The sequence below is a fragment of the Nocardia cyriacigeorgica genome (assembly GCF_029868385.1).
Lineage (GTDB): Bacteria > Actinomycetota > Actinomycetes > Mycobacteriales > Mycobacteriaceae > Nocardia > Nocardia cyriacigeorgica_F.
On record NZ_JARWNX010000043.1, the window covers coordinates 246588 to 267051 of the forward strand.

Below are 20464 nucleotides of genomic sequence, written 5' to 3' on the forward strand. Positions count from 1 at the left end.
CGTCGGCCACCTCTTTCAGCCTTGTTGAAGCTTCCGCTATGCTTCAGTCTTGCTGAAGGTTGTGCCTGCTCGACCACGCTTCGGACGGGCACACGTCGGTATGGGCCGAACGGCCTCTCTCGAGATCGGAGCATTCATGGACACCTCTCACCGCACCGCGTTCGGCGCCGCCGGGTCGACCGGCGTCGCAGCGCCGCCCGAGACCACGGCAGCGGCGCGCACCGATGCGCTCGCGCTGCCGTCATCGCCGATAGCGGTGGCGGCGCGACAACTGATCGATGCCGCCCTCACCGCGCCGGTGCGCAATCACAGCATCCGCGGCTTTCTCTTCGGGCCCTCACCGACGTTATCGAAGCCCAGACGCTCGCCGATCCACGCAAAGCCTTTCCCACCACCCTCGCCGGGGAGATCGTGCATCAGCGCCATCCGGAACTGCCCTATCCGACCTGGGACGAGATCATCGCGTCCGGCGGCTGGGGCGACTGAGCGGCCGCTGCCTGAAGTAGGCTGACGCCCTCCAGCTCACCACGGGAAAGAGACCATGTCGAAGTTCGAGAATGTCAGCGTCGCGAAGAAGGCCAACGTCTACTTCGACGGTAAATGCGTCAGCTACAGCCTCGAGCTGCCCGACGGCACCAGCAAGTCGGTCGGCGTCATCCAGCCGGCCACCCTGACCTTCGGCACAGCCGCGCCCGAGGTCATGGAGTTGATCGAGGGCGAATGTGCGGTCACCTTCGCCGGTGCGGATGAGGCCGTGGTCTACCGGGCGGGCGAATCGTTCTCCGTGCCCGGTGACAGCTCCTTCGAGATCGAGGTGCGCGAAACCATGCACTACGTCTGCCACTACGGATAGTGCTCACGCCGCACCTGCCGTCGCACGAGACATTCGGGCGCTGCTATGCCGAAGCGCCGGTCGGCGCGGGATCGGGCCCGAGAAGGGTGACGGCCTGTAGCGCGAGATGGAGTTCGGCCGACTGGACCGGGTCGGCCGTATCGCGGCCGGTGAGGTCGCGGATCTTGCGTAGCCGGTAGCGCACGGTATTGCGATGACAATGCAGCTGTTCGGCGGCCGCGGCAGTCGAACCATGGCACTGGTACCAGGCCCGCAATGCCACGATCAGGTCGTCGCGTTCGGGTGCGGGCAGGCGCAGCACCGGCCCGAGGATCTGGGTCGCGGCCTGTCGGCTCGCCTCCGGCAGCATCACCAGCAGATGCGCGACCGGGTCGTCACCGAATCGGACGGCCCCGCGTGAATCCGTGCGTGCGCTGCGGGCGGCGAGGCGGGCTTCGGCCAGTGCGCCGGGTATGGCCTGGGGACTGGTGAAACTCGTACTCACGCCGATTCGTCCGCCTACCAGGCCCGCCAGCTTCGCCAGCACACGGTCGATCGCCGCGGACGATCCGGTGCACAACAGTCCGGCATGGGTATCGACCTGTGAATCCCAGACCGACCGCGCCCCGGCATCCTGCATCGCGGTGACGAGGTTGCCGGGCAAGGTGGCGCCGGGATCATCGGTCTCGATCGAGACCACCGCATAGGTTCCGTATTCGGGCAGGCCGAGGGTGCGCAATGCCGTCAGCGCGCGGGCCGGATTACCGGAATTGTCGTCGAACAGCATGCGGATCAACCGGCTCTGGGCCTGTGCGTCGGCGTGCGCGAGCAGGATCTCCGTTTCGCGGTAGGCCTCGACCGCGGTGTCGGAGTAGGTGTCGATGAGTTCCCATAACGCGGTGGCGAGGTCGCGCAGCTCGGGATCGCCGGGTTCGGGGGGCCGTGTGGTCAGCTGCTCCCAGATCAGTCGGCCGCCGAGCCGGAACGCGTGCAACAACGCGGCGATGGGAACGCCCCGCTCGGCTTTGAGTCGTCCGACCGCACGCGCGGGTTGTAACCGTACGGGCTCGAGACCACCGAGCGCGCCGATGATCGCGGTCAGATTGGTCAGGCAGGCCTCGCGGAGTTCCTCGGCGGTGAGCAGGCCGGGCTCGCCGTAGGAGCGGTCGGCGGCGATGATCCGGGTGACCAGCTCGTCGGACAACGTCGCGACTCGCTCGAGCAGATCCAGGGCGGGTCGGGCAGTGGGCGTCGGAACTGTTTGCGATGGTGCGGCCACCTTGTCAGCGTAGGCAGGGGAGGGTGAGGTGCGCCACCATCAAATTGTTGCCGTGCACAATCGCGAGCGCTGTCGATCGCTGAAGTTCCGGGCGGCACGGGTGCACGACGCATGTTCAAGACGGTTCCGTCGAGGAGTTCAGCGCGGCGGTTTGTGCGCGAGCACAACGTGGGCCTGGTGTGTCCGCAACGGCGGCACATGGCCCCGAGAGTGGTGCAGGACACACAATTGGTCGATCCCGTCCGCGGCGGAGACCCGCGCGGACCGCCGACGTCTTGGAGGATCGAACGTGGTTACCAATGTGGCGCCGTCGACACACGCCGCCGTCGACGCCGCCTTGTCCGAGCTCGCCGAGGGCGAGAAGAGGTGGGCGAATCTTTCGCTGCGCGGCAGGCGCGAACTGCTCGACCGGATGCGCGAACTCACCCTCCGGCACGCCGACGACTGGGTGGACGCCGCCGTCGCGATCAAGGGCCTCGCCCCGTCGTCGCCGCTGGTGGGCGAGGAGTGGCTCTCGGGTCCCTATGTGCTGGCCGCGAGCCTCGGCGCGCTCTCGGAAACGCTCGGCAAGCTGGAGCAGGGGAGATCCCCGCTCGACAAGGCGTCGTTCGGCGCCGCGGGCGATCACGTCACTATCGACGTTCTCCCGGCCAGCCCGTTCGATGCGCTGCTGCTCAACGGTTTCAGCGCACAGGTCTGGCTCCAGCGAGGCGTCAGCAATGCCGCGGCGAAGGCCAATGCCGGTCTGGCCCAGCGTGATCCGAGCCGCACCAACGGCATCGGCGCCGTGCTCGGCGCTGGCAACATCACCTCGATCGCCCCGCTGGACACCCTGTACGAGCTGATCGCGCACAACCGGGTCGTGGCGCTCAAACTCAATCCGATCACCGATCCGCTGCTACCGGTGTTCGGCAAGATCCTCGCGCCGCTGATCGAACTGGGTGCGGTACGGATACTGACCGGCGGCGCGGAAGTCGGCGGCTACCTGGTCACCCACGATCTCGTCGCGCATGTGCATATGACCGGCAGTGCGAGGACCCACGACGCGATCGTCTGGGGCACCGGCGCGGAGGCTGACGAACGGAAGCGGGCGGGCACGCCCGAACTGACCACACCGGTCACCAGCGAACTCGGCGGTGTCTCGCCGACGATCGTGCTGCCAGGTCGGTGGAGTGCGGCCGATATCGCGTTCCAAGCCGAGCATGTGGCCACCCAGCGGCTGCACAACGGCGGCTACAACTGCGTCGCCGCTCAGGCGTTGATCATCTCCTCCGACTGGGCGCAGAAGGAGCAGTTCCTCACCGCATTGCGCGAGGCCATCGCGAAAGCGCCGGCCCGCCGCGCGTACTATCCGGGCAGCGACGACCGGGTCGCGCAGGCGCGGTCGACGTATCCGCAGGCCGAACGCTTGGGATCGGCCGGGGAACGCCTGCTGATCACCGGGCTGGCGCCTTCTCCGGCGGAGCCGCTGCTCTCGGGTGAGTACTTCGCGCCGGTATTCGGTGTGGTGGAGTTGCCCGGCACCGGGGCGGAGTTCGCGCGCGCCGCGGCCCGCACCGCGAACGAGGCCTGCACCGGAACCCTCGGGGTGAACGTCATCGCCCAGCCCGCCACCATCACCGAACTCGGCGAGGCGTTCGACGAGCTGATCGAGGATCTGCGCTACGGCACGATCGCGATCAACGCGTGGACCGGCGTCGGCTATCTCACGCCGACCGCGTCCTGGGGCGCCTTCCCCGGCCATACCCTCGCCGATGTGCAGAGCGGTATCGGTGTGGTGCACAACGCATGGCTGATCGACCGCGTCGAGCGCACGGTGGTGCGCGGCCCGTTCCGTCCGGCGCCGCGGTCGCTGCTGCACGGCGAGTTCGCGATGTCGCCGAAGCCGCCGTGGTTCGTCGGCAACCGCACCGCAGCGAGCACCGGCGAATTGCTCACCGGATTCGCCGCCGACCCCGGCTGGACGCGCCTGCCGATGATCTTCGCCTCCGCGCTACGCGGCTGAGCCATCCACTTCCGACTGGAGAAATCCTATGAGCACCAACACCATTGCCGACTACATCGTCGTCGGCACCGGCTCGTCGGGCGCGGTGGTCGCCGCACGGCTCAGCGAGCGCTCGTCGAATACGGTCATCGCCCTGGAGGCCGGGCCGGAGGACAAGAACCAGGCCGTCCACATTCCGGCCGCGTTCTCCAAGCTGTTCCAGACCGACCTGGACTGGAACTATTTGACCACCCCGCAGCCCGAACTCGGCGGCCGCCAGATCTTCTGGCCGCGCGGCAAGATGCTCGGCGGATCGTCCTCGATGAACGCCATGATGTGGGTTCGCGGCTATGCCGCCGATTACGCCGAATGGGCTCGAGCCGCGGGTGCGGGCTGGTCGTTCGCGAATGTGGTCGAGTACTTCAAGCGCATCGAGGCGGTGGAGGGCGCGCAGGAATCGGATGAGGGTCGTAGCGGACCGCTGCACGTCTCGCGTCAGCGCAGCCCCAACCGCTGGACCTCCGATTTCCTCGCCGCCGTCGAGCAGGCGGGTTTCAAGCGTGAGCGGGCCAATCTCCCGCAGCCCGAGGGTTTCACCCAGACCATGGTGTGTCAGCAGCGCGGGGCGCGATGGAGCACCGCCGACGCGTATTTGAAGCCCGCCCGTAAGCGCCCGAATCTGACCGTGATCACCGGCGCTCAGGCGACCAGGGTGCTGTTCGAGGGTACGCGCGCCGTCGGTGTCGAATATGTCGAGAACGGTCGGACCCGGACGGTTCGCGCGCAGCAGGAAGTGGTGCTGTGCGGCGGTGCGATCAACAGTCCGCAGCTGCTGCAACTGTCCGGTATCGGTGACCCCGAACAACTTCGCGCGCACGGCATTCCGGTGGTGCACGAACTGCCGAACGTCGGCCGCAACCTCACCGACCATCTGGTCTCGCTGATCGGTTTCGCCGTCGACTCCGGCACCCTGTTCGATGCGGAGAAGCCGCTGCAATTGATCGACTACCTCGCCCGGCGCCGCGGCATGCTCACCTCGAATGTGGGCGAGGCATACGGCTTCGTGCGCAGCAGGCCGGATCTGGAGTTGCCGGATCTGGAGATCATCTTCGGCGCCGCCCCGTTCTACGACGAAGGTATCGGCGTGGCGCCCGGCCACGGCATCGGGCTCGGCCCCATCCTGCTCCAGCCCCGCAGCCGCGGGACGGTGACGCTGGCATCCGCCGATCCCACGGCCAAGCCGGTCATCGATCCGAAGTATCTGTCCGACAGCGACGGCGTCGACCGCGCCGCCATGCTCACCGGACTGCATATGGCACACCGCATCGCCACCTCCGAGCCGCTCGGCTCCCGGATCGGCCGGTTCCTGCAACCCAAGCGGGAACAGCCGACGCTGGAGCACACGCTCGAAGACGCCCTCACCTGGCATTCGCACACCCTCTACCACCCGACCAGCACCTGCCGGATGGGCAGCGACCCGGCCAGCGTGGTCACGCCCGAGCTGAAGGTCCGCGGCGTCGAGGGCCTGCGCGTGGCCGACGCGTCGGTGATGCCGACCATCATCCGCGGCCACACCCACGCCCCCGCGGTGGTCATCGGCGAAAAGGCCGCTGACCTCATCGCCGCCGACCGCTGACCGTCCGGTACCGCGTCGCCTGCTGGTTCAGCGGTCGGCGCGGTACGGCAGCGGCCCCGTACGGCCCGCCGGTATCAGGCACGGTTGACCGCGACGACCGGAATGCGCCGTGAGGTCTTCGCGCGATATTCGGCGAAGTCGGGTGCTATCGCGACCATCCGGTCGAACAGGTCGTCGGCCTCGGTGCCGGTGAGGACTTCGGCGGTCGCCTCATAGGATTCGGTGCCGAGTTCGACCGTGACGGTCGGGTTCGCCTTCAAATTGTGATACCAGGCCGGGTGCCGGTCGGCGCCACCGTTGGAGGCGATCAGCACGATGCGGTCGTCGTCGGGTACGTAGACCAGGGGAGTGGTGATCTGCCGCCCCGACTTGGCGCCTGTCGTGGTGATCAGCACCATGTTGGTGCGGCCTTCGAATATTCCGCCGACCCGTCCGCCATTGGCGCGGAACTGCCGGATCACATCGGTATTGAAGTCGCTCATAGTTCTCCACTGTCTCGTCGATGATCTCGGTTGTGCATGCCAACCCGGCGTGAATGGCGGGTATTCCGAATACCCCTCGAGCGATCGGCGATGAATTCTCGGCTCGGTGCCCGTCTCTATGGCTGAACGAGCGAGGACCGCGGCCTCGCGATCACCGCCCGTAGCGCGACACAGAGAAGAGACCGTCATGATCAAGCCCGCCCTGGCCGCCCTCGCCATCGCCGCCACCGGATTGCTGACCGGATGCGGTGACGACGCCGAATCCTCGACCCCCGAGCCCGGTAGGCACATCCAGGTGAACGGCCTCGATATGTACTACGAGGTGCACGGACAGTCCGATGACGCGCCGCCGCTGGTGCTGCTGCACGGCGCGCTGTCCGGTATCGGTACCGACTTCGGTGATCTGATCCCGCAACTGTCGAAGGACCGCCAGGTCATCGCGATCGAACAGCAGGCGCACGGACGCACCGCCGATATCGACCGGCCGCTGCGTACCGAGCACATGGCCGATGACACCGTCGCGCTGTTGAAGCAGATCGGCGTCGAGAAGGCCGATATCTTCGGCTACAGCATGGGGGCGGGTGTCGCCCTCGACATCGGGCTGCGCCACAGCGATATGGTCCGCAAATCGGTGCTGCTCTCGGTGGGTCTCTCGCCCGAGGGATTGCACCCCGGTGTGCTCGACGGCATCACCCAGATCCAGCCCGAAATGCTGCACGGTTCACCGTTTCACGAGGATTATCTGGCGAATGCGCCACGTCCGGAAGATTTTCCGACTCTGGTCGCCAAGGTGAAGGAGATGGACGCCAACGCACCGACCTTCCCGGCCGATGCCGTGACGGCTATGACGTCGCCGACCCTGACCATCATCGGCGACTCCGATATCGTGCGCCCCGAGCACGCCGTCGAGATGTTCCGCCTGCACGGCGGCGGCATCATGGGTGACACTCCGGCGGGCCTGCCCGATTCCGAACTGGCCGTGATCCCCGGCGCCTCCCACGTCACCGTCGTCCACCGGCCCGAGCTTCTCGTGCCGATGGTCACCGCATTCCTCGACCGACCGACGAAGCCCTGACCTGCACCGTCCATTACGGCCCGGAACCATGTGTTCCGGGCCGAGGCATTATGCGGGCCTCTCCGTCCATCTGGCGTGCAGAAGACCCAGCTGCTGCCCGTGCGGGTTCCGCAGTGGAATCGGGACGATCATCACCGCGGCCGTGGTCGACCGGCGGCGGCGTCCGGCTGCTCGCTCGTCGCGGATTTCCAACCCAATGCCGGTGCGATCAGTTCGACGGTGTCGTGCAGGATCTGCTCATAATCGGCGCGATGGAACTCGTAGGGCAGTTCCAGACGTAATTCGGCAGTGTGCGCGAGTACGGGATCGGCGTGCAGTCGATCGAGAATTTCCGCGGCGGTGCCGACGAGGTCCTGGGCGAACAGGATGCGGCGTTCGCCCTGCGGTGACAGGGTGCGTTCATGTCTGCTCGCGGCGTACTGCCGGTAGCGCTGTCTGGTCGCGCGGTCGGCACTGTCGAGTGGGACGATCACCCGCCCCACCGCCACCCGACCCGGACGTAGCGGGTCGATGCGGCGACGGTACTCCTCGATCAGTCGCGACTGGGTGATACCGAAATCGTCGCTGTATTCCCCGGTCGCAACATTTCCGGCCAGCAGATTCAGCCCGTTCTCGCCCGCCCATCGTGTCGAGCGAACGCTGCCGCCGCCGTACCAGAGCCGGTCGATCAGGCCGGGGTTGTGCGGTTGCAACCGGGGCCGCTGGGTGTTGCCGGGGGAATGGATCACCGTATCCGGACCGCCGAGATAGTCGCCGCGCAGATTGTCGATGAGCCGGGCGATCCGGCCGTAGGACAGGTCATAGCTTCGCCAGTCGCCATCGAAGACCAGATGTCCGAGCAATTCGGCATGCGGTGGCGTGCCAGCACTGAAACCGGGCTGGAGCCGCCCGCCGGAGAGCACATCGGCCATCGACAGATCCTCGGCCAGCCGGAACGGGCTCTCGTACCCGATCGGAATCACCGCTGTCCCCAACTCGATCCGGCTGGTGCGCTGACCCGCGGCGGCCAGGAACACCGCCGCTGAACCGACACCGTGTTCGAGATGCCGTTGCCGGATCCAGGCGCCATCGAACCCGAGGCGTTCACCGAATTCGAACAGTTGCAGCGTGTCCTCGAGCCCGGCGGCCGGGTCGTCGTCGGGATAGTTGCCCGGTGTCAGGAACGAGAGGGTGGTGATCGGCGACGCGGCGGAACTCATAGTGAATCGATCGAACCGCTCACGCCCGCCCCGCAACAGCATTGCGATCAGCTCGACCCGAATGGTCGATGGCTGACGCCAGAGCCATGGACTCGCACGCCAGGCGCAACGCGCATAGCATCGGACCGATGGACGACACCGTATCCAGTAGATCAATCGCCCGGCCTTCGTCCTCGGCAGACGAATCGGAGTCGACCGATATCGCCGAGATCGAGGGACTGTTCCGGCACCTGGAAGCGGCATTGAGCGCCGGGGACGCCGCCGCTTTCGATGATGTCTTCACCGAAGACATCATGTTCATCAATCCCGCCGGACGAATCTTCCGCGGTTGGAACGAACTCCACACCTACCATCGCGCCGTGCTCGGCAAATCCACGGCAGCGCAGGCACGGTACGACATCATCGCCGTCCGCTTCCTCACCACCGACCACGCGATCGTCAACCTTGAACAAACCCTGAACACGCCCGAGTTCTCCCTCACCAATCGCGGCACCTGGGTGCTTGTTCGCCGAGATGGCGCATGGTGGGTGTGTTCGGCCCAGAACACCAATGTGGTGAACCCGTCCTGAAACCGGACGCGGATCTGGTGCCGGTGGGTGCGTAGATCAGCTCATCGCGCGCCCGCGATCACGGGCGCGAGACCGTCCTGCCCCATGATGGCTTGCGGATCGGTGATCTGCTCACCGTCGACATAGACGGTGGGAGTGCCGGTGAGGCCGGAGTTGAGCACCTCGTCGGTCTTCACGCGCAGGTAGCCGTCGTATTCGCGGTTGGTAATGCATTCGGCCACAGCGGAATCGGTATAACCGGCCGATTCGGCGATCTCGATCAGTTCGCTGTCGGGCAGGCCGTCGCCGCCCTCGGAGGGTTGGCGGGCGAACATTTCCGACAACCAGGACTGGTAATCGTCGAGGCCGGCGTTCGCGACGCAGAACGAGGCGTTGCCCGCCCGCGAGGAGTACTCGGTATCGCTGGCGCGGTCGAGGAAGCTGATGACGCTGTATTCGACCGCGGCGGTGCCGTCGCGCACCGCGTCTTCCAGCACCGTCCCGTTGGCCTCTTCGAATGCCTTGCAGGCGGGGCATTGCAGGTCCATCACGACCCGGACGGTCACCGGCGCGTCCGCATCGCCGACGCGCACCGCACCGTCGGCCAGGACGTTCTCGGGCGTGGAGCCCTCGACCGCCGCCACGGCCTGACCTTCGATCGTCGTCGTCACCAGGCCGCGAGCCAGCAATCCGATACCGATCGCCACAACGACCAGCACCAACACCATGATGGGCGTCAGGATGACCAGAAGTCGCCGGTTCGATCCCGTCTTCTGCGGCGGCGGCCACCCGCCCGGATAGGTGCTCATTCAGATGCTTCCCACTCGCCGGACATTCCTCGTCAGCCTAATGGGCCGTGGTGGAGCAGGTCCGGATGGCACAGGGTTCGTCCGGCGGACCGGCGATGCCGGGGGATCGATGGGTGTCGGTTTCGTCCAAGACAGCCGCGGCGGCCATTTCCTAGGCTGGGCGCAGGCACAACGCCGACGCACCTACTCAGGAGGAATTGATGACTCGCGAACTCGTCTACACCGGTTTCATGTCGCTGGACGGCGTCGTGGACTCACCCGGCGGCACCGCCGAGGGCCATCGCAGCGGCGGCTGGGTGATGGAGACCGAGTTCGTGCCGGAGGCCTACTCGCTCAAGGGCGAGGAACTCGCCGATACGACGGCGCTGCTGTTCGGCCGCCGCAGCTATGAGGCGTTCGCCCCGATCTGGCGCGATTCCGAGGATCACCTCGCCTACAAGGACCTGCCCAAGTTCGTCGTCTCCTCCACCCTGACCGACGACGCGCTGATCGACGGATGGGGCCCGACCACCATCCTGCGATCCGACGACGATGTCGCGAAGCTGAAGCAGACCGACGGCGGCGCCATCTTCATCCACGGCAGCGCCGAACTGGCCCGGCGCCTCGCCGATGCCGATCTGATCGACCGGTACAACCTGCTGATGTTCCCGGTGCTGCTCGGCGCGGGCAAGAGCCTGTTCGCCCGGTCGGATCGGGATAAGCAGCAGCTGCGGCTGCGGGAGTCGGCGACCTACTCCAACGGTGTGGCCAAACTCGTCTACGAGGTCGCGCACTGAGGCGTATCCAGCGCGATCGCGCCGCCCTCGTCGGCGCGCAGCTGCCCGGCCGTCCGGCCGACGAACCGGCGTAGCGCACGGGCCAGATGCGGTTCGTCGTAATAGCCCAGCTTGTCGATGACATCAGCGGGCGCCTCACCCGTGGACAGCAGGAACGCGGCCGTGCGCGCCCGCCCGATCTGCCGCACCGCACCATGGGTGAGCCCCGTCGCCGCCCGGAATCGACGCTCGAGCGTCCGCTCGCCCACCGCCGGCGGCAGGCCTTGCAGTGCCGCCGCGACCACGGGGTCACGCACCACGGCCCCCTCGCGGACGAGCCGCTCGACGAGCGCCTCGGCATCATCGAGCCGCGGTATCTCCCGGTGGGCGCCGTCGAGCCAGAACCGCCGCCCGCGCACATCGGGTAACGCGATCCCGCCGTCCACCAGCGACGGCGTCGCCGCCATCCGCAGCGATGTGCCGACCGCGAACTGGATACCCACGAAATCCGCTCCCTCGGGCACCGGTACCGTCCCGGTCCGCGTCTCCGGCCCGGTGATCGCCGCCTGCGTACGCCCCTCCTGCTCCCAGAACACCAGCCCCCAGGTCTCGGTGGCAACGGAGGTCATCGTCGAGACCTGCTCACTACGACACGTCCACACGGATTCGATCCACGGTGAATCCGAGGCGCGCGTTCGGAAGAGCAGTCCCACCATGGAAATGCTAGGTCAGCCGAACCCGCCGGGCATTCGCCCTCGACATATCACCGATCAAGCTCGCTGTGCCGGTGTGGACGGTGTTGCGCTCCGGGCTTTCTCGCTGACTGCGCTGGGGCGGGTTCGATCGTGGACACGCATCGGCGCGAGATGGCGAATTCAGGTGTCGTGAAACAGATTCGGGCTCGGTGGTGATGCGCGCCGATGGCGGGTGCGGTCAGGGTTGTGTCGGCGCGGTGGTGAGTCGGGTGGTGAAAACCCGTTCCAGCAGCTCGTACAGGCAATCGCGTTCGTGGTCGCTGAGCCTGTCCAGGCCGTCGTGGGTGGCGTGCATCTTCGTGCGGATCGCGTCGGTGACACGTTCGCCCTCGGGGGTGATGACGAGGTTGGTGACGCGGCGGTCGGAGGCACTGGGCTCGCGGCGGACGAGTCCGCGCTTCTCCAGCCGGTTGATGATGCCGGTCACGTTCGACGCGTCACATGCGAGGATTCCGGCCAGGGCGCGCATGGTGAAGGGGCGGCGGCGCAGCGCGGTCAGTGTCTTGCCCTGACTCGCGGTGAGATTCTCGCTTGCTGCCGCGGCGGTGAAGTCTCCGTAGTAGGCGCCGAGCGACACCGACAGCAGCTCCATGAGCTGGGTCGTGTCGACGCGAGGAGCCTCTGCCATGCGTACCAGCCTATCCGCAGAAACTTGACTACCTCAAATATCTACCTCTAGCGTGGCGGTATTGCTTGAGGTTCTCAACCATCGACATAGTCAAGTACCTACGAGGAGTATTTCAGTGACCGTCACCGCCTCCGACGCCTCCCGCACGGCTCAGGTCCTGTCACGGCCCATCACCCTGAACGGTTTGACCGTTCCGAACCGCATCGTGATGGCGCCGATGACGCGCATGTTCTCTCCCGGCGGCGTTCCCGGTGACGATGTGCGCTCGTACTACGCGCGCCGTGCCGCCGCTGGCGTCGGCCTGATCGTCACCGAAGGGACCTACGTCGGCCACGATTCGGCCGGACAGAGTGATCGGGTGCCGCGGTTCCACGGTGCGCAACAACTGGCGGGGTGGGCGAAGGTCGCCGAGGACGTGCACGCGGCGGGCGGCACGATCGTGCCGCAACTGTGGCATATCGGGATGGTCCGCAATCAGGGCGACGAGCCCTACGCCGATGCCCCCGCCGTCGGCCCGTCCGGTATCCGCGTCGACGGAACCGAGGGCGCAGGTAAGGCGATGACCCGGCGCGACCTGGACGATGTCATCGGCGCCTTCGCCGAGGCCGCCGCGGCCGCCGAGCGCATCGGCTTCGACGGCGTAGAACTCCACGGCGCCCACGGCTATCTGCTCGACCAGTTCCTGTGGGAGCGGACGAACCGCCGCGACGACGCCTACGGCGGTGATCCCGTGGCCCGCACGCGGTTCGCGGCCGAGATCGTGGCCGCGGTGCGGGCCGTCGTGTCGCCCGATTTCCCGGTGCTCTTCCGCTACTCGCAGTGGAAGCAAGAGGCCTACGACGCTCGACTCGCCGAGACCCCGCAGGAGCTGGAGGCGATCCTGGCCCCGCTGGCCGCGGCCGGTGTCGACGCCTTCCACGCCTCCACCCGCCGCTACTGGCTCCCGGAGTTCGACGGCTCGGAGCTGAATCTCGCGGGTTGGACCAAGAAACTCACCGGCAAGCCGACCATCACCGTCGGTTCGGTCGGCCTCGACGGCGAATTCCTGCGCGCCTTCACCGGCGAGGGCGCCGAACTCGGCAGCCTCGACAACCTCCTCGATCGCCTGGAACGCGACGAATTCGATCTGGTCGCCGTTGGCCGTGCCCTGCTCCAGGACCCGGAGTGGGCGGCCAAGGTACTCGGCGGACGGATGGACGAGCTGAAGCCCTACGACGCGGCGTCGCTGAAGACGCTGAGCTGATTTCCGTGCGTGCGCTCCCCACAGGGGATGTTCGGCGCGGGCGCACTCACGCACCGCCCGCGTAGGGCGGCGGCGCCTGGAAGCCGCCGATCTTCTGCTCGAGCAGTTCGGCCAGCCGCAGCGGGGTTCGGTCCTCGAACATCGGGCCGATGAGCTGCACCCCCACCGGTAGACCCTCGGGTGAGCGGCCCGCCGGGATGGCGGTAGCGGGCAGACCGGGCATGGTCGCCACACCTGCCAGGACGAGCTGGTCGAAGTACGGATGTTCGACGCCGTCGATGTCGATGCGCCGATCCTCCAGGCCGCCGCTGTGGTCGTGCGGGTAGGCGGGGGTAGGCGTGACAGGGCACACCACGACATCGAATTCGGCGAAGAGCTGCCGCCAGCTGCGGCGGTGCAGTTCGCGACGGTTGTTCGCCTCGACCCAGTCACGGTGGCTGAGCACCATGCCGCGCAGCCGGGCCGCATCGAGACTCCGATCGTCCGCGCTCAGGGCGGCGGCGCGGGTCCGCAGCTGTTCGTACACGTCGACGGGAAGGCTCGTGGCGGCGTTCGACAACATCAACAGCATGTAGAGCGACGCGGCTTCGGCCAGGTCGGGCAGTAGCGGACTGCGCCGTTCGACGCGGGCGCCCTCCTCGACGAGGGCCTCGGCGACCCGGTTCACGCCCGCCCGCACCGCTGCTCCGGTCGGGATGAGTGGATGGTCCTCGATGATCAGGACCCGGAAGTCGGCCAGCCGCTCATGGCGTGCGGGCGGCAGTGCGAGGTCGTAGGCGACGCCGTGGGTCAGCGGGTCCGGTCCGGCCATGATGTCGAGCAGGAGCGTGAGGTCGCGGGCGGTGCGTGCCATCGGACCGACGACGGCCAGATCGAGATCGACCGGCAGAGCCGGCGCGGGCGGGGCGACCATACCGCGAGTCGGGGCCAACCCGAGTGTCGGCTTGTGCGCGTAGATACCGCAGAAATGCGCGGGGGTGCGCAGCGAACCGGCGAGGTCGGAGCCGATGGACAGTGCGCCGAATCCAGCCGCAAGGGCCGCCGCCGAACCGCCGGACGATCCACCGGAGGTGCGGTCGTGATCCCACGGATTGTTGGTGGTGCCGTAGATCTCGTTGAAGCTCTGGATATCTCGCAGCATCAACGGCACATTCGTCTTACCGAGCACCACCGCACCGGCCGCCTTCAGCCGCGACACCTGCACCGCGTCCTCGGCCGGCACGTGGTTCGCGTGCTGCGGCATGCCCCAGGTCGTCGGCAGCCCGGCGATGTCGTAGGACTCCTTGACCGTCACCGGAATACCGAGCAGCGTCAGGTCCTCGCCGCGGTCGCGCGCCTGGTCGGCCCGGTGTGCGGCGGCTCGCGCACGGTCGAAATCCGGCACACAGATCGCATTGATCAGCTTGTCCTCGCGCTCGATCCGAGCGATCGCCTCCTCGGTCAGTTCCACCGAGGTCACCTCACCGGCACGCAGTGCGGTCGCCAGCTCTTCGGCCGATCGAAAATTCCATTCCATGAATTCGACGCTAACTGCCCTCCGAATAGGTCACGAAACATCATTTCGCGCAATGGGTGAGTAGATCGGGCGCCTCCCTCGATAGAACCGCGAACACTCGTTTCACCGGAGATGTTCCGTCCCTGGTCGCAGCGCCGGCGATCGGTACGAATTCGGGGCACAGGTCATGCCAGGGCATCGAATTCCGATATGCGCAACGGGATGGATGTCTCGATATTCACCGCGAGCCGCGGACCACCGCTGATAAATGTGATGGTCAGCCGCGCACCGGGAAATTGGCCCGGATGACACCGCCTCAACATATCCGCGGCCCCGGATCGGCACCGGCGATCACACCGAGCACCCACGCCACCGTCGCCAGCTCGGGAACGATCTCGGCGCTCAGGTGCTCGGAGGCGGGGACGCGGAAATAGCGCAGGTTCACGCCGCGGTCGCAGTAGTCGCGCGCGATCCGGTCGAAGGCCAGTTCGGCGGGCAGGAGCTGATCGGTGGTGGAATGCCACGCCAGGATCGGCATATCCGGGGTGTTCTCCGGGCGCCCGAAGCTCGCTTCCGTGAGCGCCTGCCGCACGATCGGATGCGCCAGCACGTCCGGGTTCTTCAGATAGTTCACCATCGGCCGCAGCAGCGTCGTCCCGACAACGGTATAGAGGCAGCGGTTGCTCAGGTCCGCGGCGATGCGGGCGCCGTCGGGGGTGAGTTCGTCGCGCAGCAGTCGATCGAATTCGGGGTAGGCGCGGGCCAATCCGAGCACCGCAAGCCAGCCGGTGAAGTTGGCCTGCGGCTGTGCACCGGAGATCGCATACGGGGCGATCGCGGCCTTGTCACCCGGAATGCCGCCCTGCGCACTGGCTTTGATCGGCAGCTCGGGAGCGTAGGCGGCGTGCTTCTCGGCCGCCGACGCCGTGGCGTTACCGCCGCCGGAGTATCCCCACATGCCGATGGGGGAGTGCTCGAGCCCGAGCCCGGCCCGTGTGGCGGCGCGTAGACCGTCGAGGACCATGGTGCCCTCGCTCGGCGACATGATGGCATTGGTCTTACCGTCGAAATCGGGCACCGCGACAGCCGCACCGGCGGTGAGGAACTGGCCGATGATCGCGATCTCCTTCTGCACACCCGCCCGCAGCGTGTAGGAGGGGTTGCATTGCGAGCCGAGGCTGTCGATCGCCTCTTGATACGAGATCAGCGGTCGCGGCCCGAGGCCGAGCCAGGGGATGCCGGGCATGAGCACAGTGGTCGCGGTGACGACGGGATCGTTCTGCGCATCGGTCGTTCGATAGAGCAACTGTGTGGTGTGTACCGGGACCGGTACACCGAGCGAGTAGGTCTGCACGACTCGACTGCGCACGACGTCGCCGGGTGCGTAGCGGTCGATGTCCCCGGGATCGGCGTACCAGGGGTCTTCGTCGGGGGTCGGAATCGGCACCACCGCCGGATAGACCTGCGCTTCGTTGGGCAGCGGCGGCAGTGGGATGTCGTCGGCGGCAGCCGGAGCCGCGGCGTTGAACAGGGCCACCATCAGGGCAGGTACGAATGCTCGAACAGCGTGGTGACAGATCGCCGTGCGTCGTTGCATGGCAGCTCCTTCGATCGAATGTGACGATTACAACATGTTCCCTTGTTATGAACAAGAGTCCTTGTTTGTAATGCGTAGCTGGGTATGGTGGGCCTTGTGGTGGCTACCGAAGACGTCGACTCGGCGCGGACCATCGGCGCGCGTGGTCGGCGCATCCAAGGTCTCGATGCCGACCAACGGCGCGCTCGCCGACGCGAGCAACTCCTCGACGCCGCGTTCGAGTTGATCGCTCGTGACGGTTACGCGGGCACCTCGATCGAACAGATCGCCCAGACGGCCTACGTCGGTAACAAGGCGTTCTATGAGCAGTTCGAGAACAAAGAAGCGTGCTATCTCGCCCTGCTGCAATCGATCAGCGAGCGCATTCAACGCCAGGTGCTCGCGGCGCTCGAGGAAGTCGATGAGGGCGGTGACGCGCCAATGGTCGTGATCGCGGCGTTTGCCCACGCGTTGGTCGACGACCCACGGGTCGCCGCCGTCACCTTCGGCGAGGCCAGCGGCATCTCGCCGAAAGTGGAGGCCCAACGCCGGGCCAACCGCCGCTGGGCTGCACAGTTCCTCGAATCACTGTGGCGCCGTGAAGGAATCGTCGCGGAGAGCACCACCCTCGACACCCGCGCGCTCGCCGTATCGACGATCGGCGGGCTGTTCGACACGGTCGCCGACTGGCTACACCATGCCGATACCGCGGATATCGACAGTCTCATCTCCGATCTGGCGATGTTCGCCAGGGTGGTCCACGCCGGTATCGCGGCGGTCTCTGAGGGGTAGGGCGTTCGCCGCGGCGGATTCTGTCGCAGGGTTACGAGTTCGCGGAGGGGCCGAAGGATTCTGTGCGACGGCGTCGGTAGCAGGATTGCCCGTTGTCGCGGTCGAATCGTAGGGAAGCGATCGATCCCGTTGCCACGGTCGGCCTCTCGACGATGTGCGGTGGTCAGTCGAGTCCGGCGGCGCGGCGCGCCCGACGGGAGAGGTCGGTGAAGGCGTCGCGCAAGGGTTCCGGGCCGATGACTTCGATGTCGGTGTCGAAACGGGCCGCTGTGGCGGCGAGCGCGGCCCAGGACCAGGAGCCGATGAGCAGTCTGGTCCGGTCGGGTCCGTGTTCTTCGACGACACCGTCACCGGCGAAGGGGACGACTCGGGTGACGGGCAGATCGAGGATCACTTCGCCCTGGCAGGGCCAGATGTTCGTACTCTCGGAGCCTTTGAAGCGGGCGGACAGGAACGCGGCGATATCGGTACCCGGCAGTTGGCGAGGGGTGAAGCGTGGCCCGTTGGGGATGCGCAGTGTCATTCGATCGGCGCGGTGGATTCGCCAGTCCGCGCGTTCGGGAGCCCATCCGATGAGGTACCAGCGCCCGGCTCTGGCCACCAGATGGTGCGGCTGAACCCGGCGTGGCGGCCCGGGATCGGTGCCGGAGCCGGTCGGTGACCGGTAGTCGAAGCGCAGTTCCTCGCGGGATCGGATGGCGCTGCTCAGCGCGAGCAGCATGTGGCTGTCGACTGGTGAATCGCCCACGTTATCGGCGGCGGTGATCTCGAGGGCGTCGACGCGTTGCCGCAGGCGCGCCGGTAGCACCTGCCGCACGGTGGTCAAGGCCCGTGCGGCGGCCTCCGCGATCCCCGCACCGGTCCCCGCGGCGATGCGCAACGCTACGGCGAGTGCCACCGCTTGGTCGTCGTCGAACAGCAGCGGCGGCAGCTCACTGCCTGCCTCCAACCGGTAGCCACCCTCGGGGCCCTTGGTGGTCTTGACCGGGTAGCCGAGTTCGCGCAGACGATCGATATCGCGGCGCACCGTGCGTTCGCTGACATCGAGGCGCCGGGCCAGGACGCCGCCCGACCAGTCGCGGCGGACCTGGAGCAACGACAGCAGCGCGAGCAGTCGGCGCGACGTTGCCGTCGAGGAGGAGGTCGGCATATCGGTCAGGCTGCCACAAGTAGCGGACGTTCCCTGACCGGTACCGCTGACAGGGTTGCTCTCGTCGCCGGAAATCACCGGCGGCCTACTTCTCGAGGACGGATCATCATGACGATCAACGCAGTCGCCCACCTGAACTTCCACGGTCAGGCCCGCGCGGCCCTGGAGTTCTACCAATCGGTTTTCGGCGGCCGGCTCACCCTCGCCACCTACGCCGATTTCGGTATGCGCACCGAATCACCCGACGCCACCAAGGTCGTATTCGGTCAGATCATCGCCGAGAACGGCTTCCGCGTCATGGCCTACGACGTACCCGGTCCGGACACTCCGATCGACCGCTCCGCGCCGACCACCCACCGCGAGAACGGCACAACCCGCACCGAGGAGCCATTCTTCCTATCCGTGCGAGGTGAGTCCGTCGAGGAGGTACGCGCGCTGTGGGAAGCCCTGTCCGCCGGAGCAACTGTCATCGAGGAGTTCGGCCCAGCGCAATGGGCACCGGCGTTCGGCATGCTGCGCGACCGTTTCGGAATTACCTGGATTCTGGATGTGGCAGCGGAGTTTTCGCCGGCTTGACTTCGGCCGCGTCGCCATAGGCCCTCTCGAAGTCTTCGGTTCGAGGTCGGATTCCGGGCGTGAAGATCCATTGATCTCCAGTCCGATATCAGCGCAGGGCGAGTGTGTAGACGGCGCGGTCGCGGCCGGGACCTTTGAAACCGGTGGTGACCGATACGCCGTCGATCTCGTAGTCGCGAATGAATTTCGGCCCCGACAACCGAGGTCGCATCCGGTCACCGAAGTCCACTTCGAGAAATCCGAGGTCTACGTTCCTCGGTGCTCGACTCCGCCTCGGAGCACGGCCTGGCCCCTGCTCGCAGTGGCCTTCGCTACAATCGAGTGACCATATGACCATTTTGGTCAAAAGTATCTACGCTGTGGTCATGGACCTGAACGCCACCCCGCGGCAGCGGGTACTCATAGTCGGACTCGGCATCAGCGGCATCGCCGCCGCGCTGCGGCTGCACCGAGCGGGCTGGGATGTCACCGTTCTGGAAAGGGCCGCGCAACGCCGCCGCGGCGGTTACTTCATCGCCCTCTTCGGCACCGGGCTCGGCGCGGCCGAACGCCTCGGCATCGAACTTCCGGATCGTGTCTCGGCGGACCTCGCCAACTACAACATCGACCGGGCGGGTCGGCGGCGGCGCGGGTTGAGCTTCGCCGATGCGGTGCCGGGTAGGACACGGCTCGTCGTGCGCGGTGACATCGAAGACGGCGCGTTCAACGCCGTGCCCCCCGATGTGCGGATCCGCTATTCGACGGTTCCCGTCGCGCTGCGCGAGGATGCCGAAGGTGTGGAGGTCGACATCACCGACCGCGGCTCCGCGACGACGACCACCGAGCGGTTCGACCTCGTCATCGGGGCCGACGGCTTGCGTTCGACGGTGCGCCGCTTGGCATTCGGGCCCGACGACGGACGCGTGCACCGCCTCGGCTACATGATCGCCGCATGCGCCCTGCCCGCTCCGGTGCCCGGATTTCGGAGCCGGGACGGTGTCGTTCTGGCCGAACAGGGACGGTCGGTCTGGGTCTTCCCCTTCGCCGACCGGCCCCCGACCGTCCTGTTCACCTACCGGACCGACGATGTGGACGCCGAGTTCACGCGAGCCCCGATCGACTCGCTACGCAAGGTGTTCGGGCCGGAGCCCACCGGCGCAACCCTCGGCTGGCTGCTCGACCAATTCGAGCAGGCGCCGAATCACCTGTTCGACAGCGCCGAACAGATCCGGATGGATACCTGGCACCGTGACCGTGTGGTTCTCCTCGGAGATGCCGCGTGGTGTCTGACGCTCTACTCCGGTATGGGCGCCGCCGTCGGTATGTCCGGTGCCGACCTGCTCGGCACGATGCTGGAACGACACCCGGGTGACATACCGGCCGCATTGCGGGCATGGGAGGCGCGACTCCGCCCGTTCGTCGAGTTCCACCAGGGCACCGGAATGGCCATGCGTCGTCTCTTCGTTCCCGCCGACGCGAGGGAACTCCGGATTCGTTCCGCCTTCAATCTGGTGGCGGGGGCTTCGCTCGGTAGGAGGCTGCTGTCGAAACTGGAGCACCGCAGTGAAGCCAACCGGATGAAGACGATCGATATTGCCGCGGGGTGACCCCTGCGGCAGGCCCGCTCATCCGCTGCCTCCGTGACATCATGGCCCCGACGACCGAATAGGA

General features: G+C 66.9%; 20 protein-coding genes. 10 read left to right on the forward strand and 10 right to left on the reverse strand.

Annotation, left to right across the window (positions count from 1 at the left end; translation table 11 throughout):
• Positions 1-541 precede the first annotated feature (541 nt).
• A complete protein-coding gene (locus tag QH168_RS13275; RefSeq protein ID WP_280234897.1) occupies positions 542-853 on the forward strand; it encodes a pyrimidine/purine nucleoside phosphorylase in 312 nt (103 codons plus the stop codon).
• Positions 854-896: 43 nt separating this feature from the next.
• Here the strand turns inward: QH168_RS13275 and QH168_RS13280 are convergent, their stop codons facing one another.
• Positions 897-2111 carry a PucR family transcriptional regulator gene (locus QH168_RS13280; RefSeq protein WP_280234898.1) on the reverse strand — a complete coding sequence of 405 codons (1215 nt, stop codon included), beginning with the start codon at positions 2109-2111 and terminating at the stop codon, positions 897-899.
• A 289-nt stretch (positions 2112-2400) separates the two neighbouring features.
• On the opposite strand from QH168_RS13280, the gene QH168_RS13285 reads away from it, so the two are divergent.
• Positions 2401-4116 (forward strand): aldehyde dehydrogenase family protein, encoded by a 1716-nt coding sequence (locus QH168_RS13285; RefSeq protein WP_280234899.1) that lies wholly within the window; start codon positions 2401-2403, stop codon positions 4114-4116.
• 28 nt (positions 4117-4144) lie between these two features.
• A complete protein-coding gene (locus tag QH168_RS13290) occupies positions 4145-5731 on the forward strand; it encodes a GMC family oxidoreductase (RefSeq protein WP_280234900.1) in 1587 nt (528 codons plus the stop codon).
• Positions 5732-5805: 74 nt separating this feature from the next.
• Here QH168_RS13290 and QH168_RS13295 read toward each other — a convergent pair whose 3' ends face one another.
• Positions 5806-6213, reverse strand: a complete 408-nt coding sequence (locus QH168_RS13295; protein ID WP_280234901.1) for a nitroreductase family deazaflavin-dependent oxidoreductase — start codon at positions 6211-6213, stop codon at positions 5806-5808.
• 187 nt (positions 6214-6400) lie between these two features.
• On the opposite strand from QH168_RS13295, the gene QH168_RS13300 reads away from it, so the two are divergent.
• Complete coding sequence (locus QH168_RS13300; RefSeq protein ID WP_280234902.1) at positions 6401-7288, forward strand: alpha/beta fold hydrolase; 888 nt, start codon at positions 6401-6403, stop codon at positions 7286-7288.
• 131 nt (positions 7289-7419) lie between these two features.
• Here the strand turns inward: QH168_RS13300 and QH168_RS13305 are convergent, their stop codons facing one another.
• Positions 7420-8487, reverse strand: a complete 1068-nt coding sequence (locus QH168_RS13305) for an LLM class flavin-dependent oxidoreductase (RefSeq protein ID WP_280234903.1) — start codon at positions 8485-8487, stop codon at positions 7420-7422.
• Positions 8488-8615: 128 nt separating this feature from the next.
• Here QH168_RS13305 and QH168_RS13310 point away from each other — a divergent pair, with 128 nt between their 5' ends.
• Positions 8616-9056 carry an SgcJ/EcaC family oxidoreductase gene (locus QH168_RS13310; protein WP_280234904.1) on the forward strand — a complete coding sequence of 147 codons (441 nt, stop codon included), beginning with the start codon at positions 8616-8618 and terminating at the stop codon, positions 9054-9056.
• A 41-nt stretch (positions 9057-9097) separates the two neighbouring features.
• Here the strand turns inward: QH168_RS13310 and QH168_RS13315 are convergent, their stop codons facing one another.
• On the reverse strand, positions 9098-9844 hold the full coding sequence (locus QH168_RS13315) for a DsbA family protein (RefSeq protein ID WP_280234905.1): 747 nt from the start codon (positions 9842-9844) through the stop codon (positions 9098-9100).
• Between the two features lie 200 nt (positions 9845-10044).
• On the opposite strand from QH168_RS13315, the gene QH168_RS13320 reads away from it, so the two are divergent.
• Positions 10045-10620 carry a dihydrofolate reductase family protein gene (locus tag QH168_RS13320; protein ID WP_280234906.1) on the forward strand — a complete coding sequence of 192 codons (576 nt, stop codon included), beginning with the start codon at positions 10045-10047 and terminating at the stop codon, positions 10618-10620.
• On the opposite strand, the gene QH168_RS13325 is transcribed toward QH168_RS13320, so the two are convergent.
• The gene (locus QH168_RS13325; RefSeq protein ID WP_280234907.1) at positions 10602-11228 is read right to left on the reverse strand and encodes a helix-turn-helix transcriptional regulator; all 627 of its coding nucleotides are present in this window, start codon (positions 11226-11228) and stop codon (positions 10602-10604) included. The genes QH168_RS13320 and QH168_RS13325 overlap by 19 nt on opposite strands.
• A gap of 304 nt (positions 11229-11532) precedes the next feature.
• A complete protein-coding gene (locus QH168_RS13330) occupies positions 11533-11982 on the reverse strand; it encodes a MarR family winged helix-turn-helix transcriptional regulator (RefSeq protein WP_280234908.1) in 450 nt (149 codons plus the stop codon).
• 115 nt (positions 11983-12097) lie between these two features.
• Here QH168_RS13330 and QH168_RS13335 point away from each other — a divergent pair, with 115 nt between their 5' ends.
• On the forward strand, positions 12098-13225 hold the full coding sequence (locus QH168_RS13335) for an NADH:flavin oxidoreductase (protein WP_280234909.1): 1128 nt from the start codon (positions 12098-12100) through the stop codon (positions 13223-13225).
• A gap of 46 nt (positions 13226-13271) precedes the next feature.
• Here the strand turns inward: QH168_RS13335 and QH168_RS13340 are convergent, their stop codons facing one another.
• Together QH168_RS13340 and QH168_RS13345 are read right to left on the reverse strand one after the other, a co-directional pair.
• Positions 13272-14741, reverse strand: coding sequence for an amidase (locus QH168_RS13340; protein ID WP_280234910.1), 1470 nt, complete (start codon positions 14739-14741; stop codon positions 13272-13274).
• A 295-nt stretch (positions 14742-15036) separates the two neighbouring features.
• Positions 15037-16317, reverse strand: coding sequence for a lipase family protein (locus tag QH168_RS13345; protein WP_280234911.1), 1281 nt, complete (start codon positions 16315-16317; stop codon positions 15037-15039).
• Between the two features lie 99 nt (positions 16318-16416).
• On the opposite strand from QH168_RS13345, the gene QH168_RS13350 reads away from it, so the two are divergent.
• Positions 16417-17088 carry a TetR/AcrR family transcriptional regulator gene (locus QH168_RS13350; RefSeq protein WP_432421087.1) on the forward strand — a complete coding sequence of 224 codons (672 nt, stop codon included), beginning with the start codon at positions 16417-16419 and terminating at the stop codon, positions 17086-17088.
• A 163-nt stretch (positions 17089-17251) separates the two neighbouring features.
• Here QH168_RS13350 and QH168_RS13355 read toward each other — a convergent pair whose 3' ends face one another.
• The gene (locus tag QH168_RS13355; protein WP_280234913.1) at positions 17252-18238 is read right to left on the reverse strand and encodes a helix-turn-helix transcriptional regulator; all 987 of its coding nucleotides are present in this window, start codon (positions 18236-18238) and stop codon (positions 17252-17254) included.
• A 108-nt stretch (positions 18239-18346) separates the two neighbouring features.
• On the opposite strand from QH168_RS13355, the gene QH168_RS13360 reads away from it, so the two are divergent.
• Positions 18347-18814 (forward strand): VOC family protein, encoded by a 468-nt coding sequence (locus QH168_RS13360; protein WP_280234914.1) that lies wholly within the window; start codon positions 18347-18349, stop codon positions 18812-18814.
• Positions 18815-18902: 88 nt separating this feature from the next.
• Here the strand turns inward: QH168_RS13360 and QH168_RS13365 are convergent, their stop codons facing one another.
• Entirely contained in the window at positions 18903-19025 is a 123-nt protein-coding gene (locus tag QH168_RS13365; protein ID WP_280234915.1) for a hypothetical protein, read from the reverse strand.
• Between the two features lie 154 nt (positions 19026-19179).
• Here QH168_RS13365 and QH168_RS13370 point away from each other — a divergent pair, with 154 nt between their 5' ends.
• The gene (locus QH168_RS13370; protein ID WP_280234916.1) at positions 19180-20400 is read left to right on the forward strand and encodes an FAD-dependent oxidoreductase; all 1221 of its coding nucleotides are present in this window, start codon (positions 19180-19182) and stop codon (positions 20398-20400) included.
• Positions 20401-20464: the final 64 nt, after the last annotated feature.